2 protein-coding genes are annotated in these 812 nt (G+C 35.3%); both read left to right on the top strand.

Annotated elements, in window-relative coordinates:
• The first annotated feature begins 87 nt into the window (after positions 1 to 87).
• The gene (locus ABR397_RS22945; RefSeq protein WP_350307723.1) at positions 88 to 213 is read left to right on the top strand and encodes an HNH/endonuclease VII fold putative polymorphic toxin; all 126 of its coding nucleotides are present in this window, start codon (positions 88 to 90) and stop codon (positions 211 to 213) included.
• 14 nt (positions 214 to 227) lie between these two features.
• Positions 228 to 617: an Imm50 family immunity protein gene (locus ABR397_RS22940; protein WP_052105844.1), complete on the top strand. Its 390-nt coding sequence runs from the start codon at positions 228 to 230 to the stop codon at positions 615 to 617.
• The last annotated feature ends 195 nt before the right edge of the window (positions 618 to 812 follow it).

The following is an 812-nucleotide window of genomic DNA, read 5'->3' as shown; positions in this document are numbered from 1 at the left end:
GCCGAACAATCGGTTGAATGAGCTGTTGCCCTGGCCTGATAATCCCTTCAGTTAATATCCCATTTTGTGGTTATCTGACAACGCAAGGTGAGTTCACCGGAACATTACGGAAATCAGGGGCCACACTTTAATGTAAGGCCATTTGATCCTAAAACCGGAAATGGTTCAAGGAATGACAAAGTAGCAGGGACATTTGAGCATTATGAATATTAAGGGAGATCATAATTATGTGGTTTGAACATGCCATGTATAAAGAAAAAATTCATTTCATGTTTAATGGTGAACTTTCAATAAATAATGTTGAATTTGAAGACTTTTTATATCATACAGGTTCTATTCTAAGAATAGGAATTCGTTCTAGAAATATACCTAAAAATATTCCTGAAAAATGGAAAAAAAGGGAGTTTAATGCGTTAGTAATAACTTTGAGTTTTGGTAATGTTACTCAATTTGAGTGTAAAGGAGGAAGCGTTGGTTTTAATTGTTCTCCAGTTATTTCATCAAAACCAGAAGAAATCACATTACTAATAGAAAATAAAGATTTTCATCTCCAGTGTGTGGCAGGTTTTATGATAATTGATGATGTCTCTCCTTATCTGGATGAAAGGTGGGATTAATGTTTTAATTTTTTGTTGATAATTTCAATAAATAATAAAAAGCCGAAAATATCCCCGTGATCTTTCGGCTTTGTTATTTCTATGGTAATGTTCCGGTGAACTCACCTTGCGTTGTCAGATAACAACAAAATGGGATGTTAACGGAAGGGATTATCAGGCCAGGGCAACAGCTCATTCAACCGATTGTTCGGCCAG

The organism is Photorhabdus viridis (assembly GCF_040256935.1).
Lineage (GTDB): Bacteria > Pseudomonadota > Gammaproteobacteria > Enterobacterales > Enterobacteriaceae > Photorhabdus > Photorhabdus viridis.
The sequence above is the reverse complement of the archived record's forward strand: the minus strand, read 5'-3'. Positions and strand labels throughout refer to the sequence as shown.